7 protein-coding genes, 1 other RNA gene and 1 pseudogene are annotated in these 7,138 nt (G+C 56.5%); 7 read left to right on the top strand and 2 right to left on the bottom strand.

All coding sequences use genetic code 11. The annotated features are described in order from the left end of the window. A pseudogene (locus Q0349_RS07385) lies at positions 1–729 on the top strand (polyamine aminopropyltransferase); the annotation flags it as partial. A 73-nt stretch (positions 730–802) separates the two neighbouring features. Here the strand turns inward: Q0349_RS07385 and Q0349_RS07380 are convergent. Together Q0349_RS07380 and Q0349_RS07375 are read right to left on the bottom strand one after the other, a co-directional pair. After that, the gene (locus tag Q0349_RS07380) at positions 803–1,657 is read right to left on the bottom strand and encodes a hypothetical protein (protein ID WP_298080227.1); all 855 of its coding nucleotides are present in this window, start codon (positions 1,655–1,657) and stop codon (positions 803–805) included. 117 nt (positions 1,658–1,774) lie between these two features. Beyond that, on the bottom strand, positions 1,775–2,182 hold the full coding sequence (locus tag Q0349_RS07375; RefSeq protein WP_298080226.1) for an OsmC family protein: 408 nt from the start codon (positions 2,180–2,182) through the stop codon (positions 1,775–1,777). A 116-nt stretch (positions 2,183–2,298) separates the two neighbouring features. Between Q0349_RS07375 and ffs the strand changes: the two genes are divergently transcribed. From ffs to Q0349_RS07345, 6 genes are all read left to right on the top strand, one after another. Further along, positions 2,299–2,395: signal recognition particle sRNA small type (gene ffs, locus Q0349_RS07370), an RNA gene on the top strand. A gap of 29 nt (positions 2,396–2,424) precedes the next feature. After that, on the top strand, positions 2,425–4,470 hold the full coding sequence (gene dnaX, locus Q0349_RS07365; RefSeq protein ID WP_298080225.1) for a DNA polymerase III subunit gamma/tau: 2,046 nt from the start codon (positions 2,425–2,427) through the stop codon (positions 4,468–4,470). A gap of 6 nt (positions 4,471–4,476) precedes the next feature. Beyond that, on the top strand, positions 4,477–4,803 hold the full coding sequence (locus Q0349_RS07360; protein WP_366916292.1) for a YbaB/EbfC family nucleoid-associated protein: 327 nt from the start codon (positions 4,477–4,479) through the stop codon (positions 4,801–4,803). Beyond that, on the top strand, positions 4,803–5,408 hold the full coding sequence (recR, locus tag Q0349_RS07355) for a recombination mediator RecR (protein WP_298080223.1): 606 nt from the start codon (positions 4,803–4,805) through the stop codon (positions 5,406–5,408). The genes Q0349_RS07360 and recR overlap by 1 nt, the downstream gene beginning before the upstream one ends. A 40-nt stretch (positions 5,409–5,448) precedes the next feature. Next, a complete protein-coding gene (locus tag Q0349_RS07350) occupies positions 5,449–6,393 on the top strand; it encodes a tetratricopeptide repeat protein (protein WP_298080222.1) in 945 nt (314 codons plus the stop codon). A gap of 2 nt (positions 6,394–6,395) precedes the next feature. Then, positions 6,396–6,932, top strand: a complete 537-nt coding sequence (locus tag Q0349_RS07345) for an NUDIX domain-containing protein (protein ID WP_298080221.1) — start codon at positions 6,396–6,398, stop codon at positions 6,930–6,932. Positions 6,933–7,138 lie beyond the last annotated feature (206 nt).

Below are 7,138 nucleotides of genomic sequence, written 5' to 3'. Positions count from 1 at the left end.
CGCGACGAAGCGCGCTACCACGAAGCGCTGGTACTGCCGGCGATGCAAATGGCGCGGTCGCCCGCGCGCGTCCTCATCCTCGGCGGCGGCGATGGCCTCGCCGCACGCGAAGTGCTGAAATACCCGCAAGTTCAACAGATTACCCTCGTCGATCTGGACGCGGAAATGACCCGCACCTTCGCCACCTCCGCCACTCTGACCGCACTCAACGGCGGCGCGCTCACCCATCCGAAACTGCGCGTCATCAACGCCGACGCCGCACAATGGCTGGAAACCGACCGTGGCGCATACGACGTCATCATCATCGACCTGCCCGACCCGTCCAACTTCTCCCTCGGCAAACTCTACTCGGTGCCGATGTACCGCCTCGTCGCGCGCCACCTCGCGCCCGGCGGTTACATCGTCGTACAATCCACCTCGCCCTACTTCGCGCCGAACGCCTACTGGTCGGTGGTGGCGACGCTGGAAGCAGCAGGTCTCCACACCGCGCCGTATCACGTTTACGTGCCGTCCTTCGGTGAATGGGGCTACGTCCTCGCCGCACACACGGACGCTTTCCCCGTACCGACCCGCTTTGACGTCAAAACCCGCTACCTCAACGCACAAACGGCGGCAGAAATGTTCCGCTTCCCGCCGGACATGGCACGCCGCGCCGTTGAGCCGAATTACCTCAACACGCAAAAACTGGTGAGTTACTTTGAGCAGGATTGGGGGGAGGTGCAAAGGTAATGTAACAAATATTATAGCAAAAATTAAATACAACTTAATCTGGCGAAGATTTTTATATTACACAACTATAATTTTACCTCTTTAAAAACAATGAACTGAATCCTCGTAATAATTTGGCCATCCATAGAATAAAAAATATCAAAAACTTCATAAAAATTCCAAACTCGCCATATTGCAAGCACCAAGCAAAAGGATGTTCTCTGGCTTCATCTAGGTATTTATTTAATCGTTTAATCTCGTTAAGATTCCTTTTATTTTCTGCCTTATATCTGCGATTTTCGCGTAAAATATCACACAAGAATTCATTTATTTTCTGTTTTTTAATATTTTTTCTCCACGTATCAACTTCAATCAATTCGCTTGCAAACATCTCGTTAGACTTTCCTTCTGATTTATTGGAATCAGAATATTCAAATACCAGTCCAAATCTCTCATAAAAACGATTTCTTCTTGCTTTATTGTCATTAGTAGCCTGTACCTTATATAATTTTACAGGTTTTACTTTTGCTTCTGGCCATTGTTTTGCCCAAGAGACAACCTCATTCATAAGATATGTCCCAATCCTCTTTTCTCTAAGATCAGAATCTTCTATCAAAACAAAACCATCTATACCCGGAGAGCTGGAGGTTATTGATACTTGTGGCATACTATAATTGTAATATCCGCCTTGAAAAGAGCCAGATTTTGTTTTTTGAGAATATATTGAGAATAACACTTTATATGATAGCTTCAGATAAGCCTCCCTAATAATTAAGAGGTCATCTTTTTCATAATATTCTTCCTTTTCAATAAGCAAACAGGCAATAAAATCTTTTTCAAAATATAGATTTTTATCTTTTTCAGAAGACTGCGGTTCATAAACCACAAGGATATATTGCTCTACCTTTTTTATATTATTGCTTATTGTATCAGAATAAATATAATTCATCGTACCACCTTATTCAGAATTTTATTTCAAATAAATTGCCAACTTCAATTGGTCGTATAATTATACAAGCACTGCTCCAGCAAATAAAAAGTGCGCCGCAGCGCACTTTTCACTCAATTATTCAGGATAATGAAAATGCAGCGTTTGCGTCAAATCCGGGTGCAGACTCTGCGCTACCGGGCAGGCGTGCGCGGTCGCTTCCAGCAGGCGGCGCGTTTTCTCGTCGTAGCTGTCCTGAAAGTAAATGTTGAGGACGATTTCGCCGATGCGGCGCGGCTCGGTTTTCATGTGTTTTTCGGCGGTAATGCGCGGCTCGCGGTACGGCACGCCGAGGATTTCCGCCTTCTTCGCCATCATCGTCAGCACACAGGCGGCGAGCGCGGTGGCGACCAGATCGGTCGGCGAAAAGCCTTCGCCCTTGCCGCCGTTATCAACAGGCGCGTCGGTAAACAGCGTCGCCCCGCTCGCAGCGTGTTCGGCGTGGCAGTGCAGTTGTCCCTGATACGTCACGTTCATTTGGGTCATGATTGTCTCTCCGGTTGAATGCGCCGGGCAGCCCGGCACGGGCATTATCGCAGCGCACGCTTCCTTGCGAAAAGGTTGCATCCCGGTAAAAAATCCGTAGAATACGCCGCTGGTCTGCATTGGCGCTTCGCAACGATCAGCCGCAAACCCCGTCAGGTCCGGAAGGAAGCAGCGGTAGCGGTGAAATCGGGTGCCGGAGTAAGCTGGTGCAGGCCTTTTTCTTTTTCTCAAACAAGCACCCCATGTATCAGGTTCTCGCACGCAAATGGCGGCCGAAAAACTTTCACGAACTGGTCGGCCAGACGCATGTGACCCAAGCGCTGACCTACGCGCTGGACCATAACCGCATCCATCACGCTTACCTCTTTACCGGTACGCGCGGCGTTGGCAAAACCACCATCGCCCGCATCTTCGCCAAATCGCTCAACTGCCAGAAAAATCACGTCAGCTCCAATCCCTGCGGCGAATGCGACCACTGCAAGGAAATCGACCAGGGGCGCTTTCCCGACCTCATCGAAGTGGATGCCGCCTCGCGCTCCCGCGTTGAAGAAACGCGCGAACTGCTCGATAACGTCCCCTACGCTCCTGTCAAAGGACAATACAAAGTCTATCTCATTGACGAAGTGCATATGTTTTCCGCCAGCAGCTTCAATGCGCTGCTGAAAACGCTGGAAGAACCGCCGCCGCACGTCAAATTCATCCTCGCCACCACCGACCCGCAGAAATTGCCCGCGACCATCCTCTCGCGCTGCCTGCAATTCCACCTGAAAAACATGAGCGAGCGGCAAATCAGCGAACACCTCGCCAGCATCCTGCAAGCCGAACACGCCGAATACGAGCCGGACGCGCTGCAACTGCTCGCCAATGCCGCCGCCGGCAGTATGCGCGACAGCCTCAGCCTGCTTGACCAGGCATTGGCCTACGGCCAGGGACACGTCCGCACCCATGACGTCGCCACCTTGCTCGGTGCCGTCCCCGAACCGCAGCTGCTGCATATGCTGCGCCTGCTCGCTGACGGCGACGCGGGCGGTCTGCGCAACATCCTCGAATCGCTGGACGAATACGCGCCCGATTATGCCGGACTGCTGCTGCGCCTGCTGCAACAAATGCAAAAAATCACCATCGCCCAGCTCGGCGCGGAACGCTACCCCGAAGAAATCCCGGCGGCGCTGCACGCACTGGCACAACGCCTGCCGGTCGAACTGCTGCAACTGTGGTATCAAATCGGCAGCGAAGCGTGGCAAAACCTGCCCTACCAGCCGGATGCGCGCATGGCGCTGGAAATGAGCCTGCTGCGCATGATTGCCCTGCAACCGCTGCTGCCCACCAGCGACCCGGCGAACGCGCGCCCGGTACGCGAAGCCGCCCCGGCGGACGCAGACCTTACTGCTTCGCTCACCGAACTGACGGCCAGTCTGCAAAACGGAAAAACCGCCGCGAGCGAAGCATTACCACAGGCAGAACCCGCACCCGCCACTCCTGCCGAACCGACCCCGGCACCCGTACCGGTTGCGCCAACATCCGCAGAAACACTTGCTGCGAGCAAGGAAAAACCCGCACCCGCCATTCCAGCCGAACCGTCCCCGGTGCCTGTTACACCAACCATACCCGCCGCAACACCTACTGCGAGCGAGGAAGAACCCGCGACCGCCATTCCTGCCGAACCGTCCCCGACACCTATCGCCAACGAACCGCCGCCGTGGGAAGAACCATCCGCCGCCGATACCCCGGACAACGGCGACGTCCCGCCGTGGGTCAGCGAAACCATCCCCGATGACAGCGGAAGCACAGCGGCAAAAAAGCCTGAAGCTGTTGCCGCGCCTGCTGTGGCAACCGCCCCCGAACCCGCGACAAAAACCGCTCCGGGCAAAACCACCGACCCCGCCGACCTGATTGACAACCCCGAACGCTGGAGCGACTTCCTCACTACCCTCGACCTGCACGAATACCCGCTGCTGCTGCTCGAAAACAGCATCCCCGCCAGTTGGCAGGCGCCGCTCCTCAGCCTTTGCACCGCGCCGACCGGCATCATCTTCGACCAGGCACAAAACCGCGAACAGGCCGCCGCCGCCCTCAGCCACGCGCTCGGTGTCCCTTGCACCCTCGAAATCCGCCCCGGCGATGGCGATCTGAAAACCCCCATCGAATACCGTCGGCAAAAAAATGCCGCCGCGCAACAGCGCGCCGAACAAGAATTCCTTAACCACCCACAAGTACGGGCGGCACAAGCCACCTTCGGCGCCGCCCTGCAAGTGGACAACATCCAACCCTTGAACACACAGGAGTAAAAAATGATGCTACCCGGCAAACTCGGCACCATGATGAAAAAAGCGCAGGAAATGCAAGAGAATATGCAAAAAATGCAGGCAGAACTGGCAAACCGTCACATCGTCGGCATCGCCGGCGCAGGCGCGGTCAAAGTCACCCTGAACGGCCACTACGCCTGTCAGCGCGTAGAACTCTCCGAAGAAGCGCTGAAAGAAGACAAAGAAATGCTCGAAGCGCTGCTCGCCGCCGCCATCAGCGACGCCAGCGCCAAAGTCAATGCCATGACCCAGGAAGAAATGGCGAACCTCACCGGCGGCATGGGACTGCCCGGCGGCTTCAAACTGCCCTTCTGATGAGCTTCTCGCCCTCGTTCGACCAACTGGTGCAGGCGCTCACCTGCCTGCCCGGCGTCGGCAACAAAACGGCGCAGCGCATGGCGTTGCGCCTTTTGCTTGAACAACCACAAAAAGGCCAACAACTGGCGGATGCCCTCAACCACGCGCTGCACACCGCGGCCCGTTGCCAACAATGCCGCAACATCAGCGACGCCGAACTTTGCCTCATCTGCGCCAACCCCAGACGCGACCACAGCACCATCTGCGTCGTTGAAGCCCCCGCCGACGTCCTCGCCCTTGAACAATCCACCGACTACCGTGGCCTCTACTTCGTGCTGATGGGCTTCATCTCGCCGCTGGACGGCATCGGCCCCTACGAACTCGGCATGGACATCCTCGATGAACAGCTGGCCACCGGCGACATCAAAGAAATGGTGCTGGCCACCAACAGCACCCTCGAAGGCGAAACCACCGCCTACTTCCTCGCCGAACTCGCCGCCAAACACAACGTCCCCGCGACCCGCCTCGCGCACGGCGTGCCGATGGGCGGCGAACTTTCCTATCTCGACAAAGGCACCCTCTCGCTCGCCTTCAACACCCGCAGCCCGTACCGCAGCGAATAGCGGCAGAGCGCGCGGCTGCACCACAACGGGAATTTTTCCTATGCCAATCCGCATCCTTGCCACCCTGCTCGCCCTCGCGCTAACCAGCACCGTCTCGCTGACCGCACCCGCCGCGGAAACCACCGACTACATCACCCAAATCAGGCAACAGCAGGGCAAAGCCGAAGCAGGCGACGCCAACGCCCAATTCCTGCTTGCCCAAGGCTATGCCCTCGAAACAGAAAGTGCCAAACCCAATTATTCACTGGCGCGCCAGTGGTACGAAAAAGCCGCGGTACAGGGCAACGCCCAGGCACAAGCCGCGCTCGGACTGCTCTACCACTACGGCATCGGCGCAGAAAAAGACGCCGCCAAAGCTGACGAATGGCTAAAAAAAGCCGCCGCACAAAACAACACTGTCGCCCAAATTACATTGGCGCTCCTTGCAAAAGAAAGGCTAGATCGTAATGCGCAACAATGGCTCGAACCTGCTGTTGCGCAAGGTGACGCCGATGCGACGGCGTATCTTGGAGAGTTTTACAACGCCGGCTTTGTGGATGTGCAACACGAGAAAGAACCATTTGCGCAAATGGCAAAAGAACTGTTAAAAAAAGCCGCTACCCAGGAAAAACCGTCCGCTTACGCCATGTACAGGCTTGCTTCTTTCTACCGCTATGAAGAAAAAAACGAAGCCAAGGCGCTGGAATGGTACGAAAAAGCCAGCAATGCCGGAGAAGGCGAAGCCACCAACGAGCTGGCCGAAGCCTACCGTACGGGACGTTTCGGTTTGCAGCGCAACACCGCCAAAGCCTATGAACTCTTCAACCAATCCGCTGCGCAGGGTTCCAAAAATGGCGCAAATATGCTGATGTGGCTTTACAGCTATAATCCCGGCGATGATCCGGCACGGGCAGGCAAAGCGCTGGAATGGAAAATAAGAGCAGAAGATGAAGAATACTGGGACGAAATCGCCCTGAAAAAACAGCTCAAAAAACTGCAAGACTGACCATGACCCACCCGCTGCACACCTTCCGCTACTGCCCGCGCTGCGGCGCGCCCGGCCTGCAACACCCGCCCGACCACGCGCTGCATTGCCCGCATTGCGACCTCACCTACTACCACAACGTTGCCGCCGCCGTCGCCTGCATTGTCCTTGACGACCACGGCCAAATCCTCTCCGTGCGCCGCGCACGCGAACCGGCAAAAGGCACGCTCGACCTGCCCGGCGGCTTCGTGGAAGCGCACGAGACAGTTGAAGCCGCCGCCCGGCGCGAGTTGCACGAAGAAACCGGTCTCGCGCCACACGCGCTGCGCTACCTGTTCTCGCTGCCCAACACCTACCCCTACAGCGGCATCGACGTCTTCACCGCCGACCTGTTCTACCTCGCCCGCGTGCCGGATTTCCACAACGCCCGCGCCGCCGATGACGCCGGCGCACTTGACATCCGCCCCGTCGCCGCCCTGCGTGCAGAAGATTACGGCCTCGCCTCCATCCGCGCTGCCGTCGCCACCCTCATCCGCGAACCCACGCTGCTGCACCCCTAAAAAAACCGCCCTCCGGGGCGGTTTTTCACGATTCAGGGGCGTGTTTGCAATTTGAATCCCCCCTCCCCTGCGAAGCGGGGGAGGATCGGGGAGGGGGTGTAGAAAAGCGCGTAGCGACTATATCCAAAACGAAATGTAAACAGCCTCAAGACCAGTTCTGCAATCTGATCTGCATCATAAAAGACGCCCGCTGGTGCGGGCGTCCT

This window comes from uncultured Cardiobacterium sp. (assembly GCF_938028185.1).
In the GTDB taxonomy this organism is placed as follows: Bacteria; Pseudomonadota; Gammaproteobacteria; order Cardiobacteriales; family Cardiobacteriaceae; genus Cardiobacterium.
This window is presented reverse-complemented; position numbering and strand designations above follow the sequence as displayed.

Excerpts from the sequence above, each read along its gene's own strand:
- Q0349_RS07345 (WP_298080221.1), top strand. The coding sequence starts at position 6,396 with ATGACCCACCCGCTGCACACCTTCCGCTACTGCCCGCGCTGCGGCGCG.
- recR (WP_298080223.1), top strand. The coding sequence starts at position 4,803 with ATGAGCTTCTCGCCCTCGTTCGACCAACTGGTGCAGGCGCTCACCTGC.
- dnaX (WP_298080225.1), top strand. The coding sequence starts at position 2,425 with ATGTATCAGGTTCTCGCACGCAAATGGCGGCCGAAAAACTTTCACGAA.
- Q0349_RS07380 (WP_298080227.1), bottom strand. The coding sequence starts at position 1,657 with ATGAATTATATTTATTCTGATACAATAAGCAATAATATAAAAAAGGTA.
- Q0349_RS07375 (WP_298080226.1), bottom strand. The coding sequence starts at position 2,182 with ATGACCCAAATGAACGTGACGTATCAGGGACAACTGCACTGCCACGCC.
- Q0349_RS07360 (WP_366916292.1), top strand. The coding sequence starts at position 4,477 with ATGCTACCCGGCAAACTCGGCACCATGATGAAAAAAGCGCAGGAAATG.
- Q0349_RS07350 (WP_298080222.1), top strand. The coding sequence starts at position 5,449 with ATGCCAATCCGCATCCTTGCCACCCTGCTCGCCCTCGCGCTAACCAGC.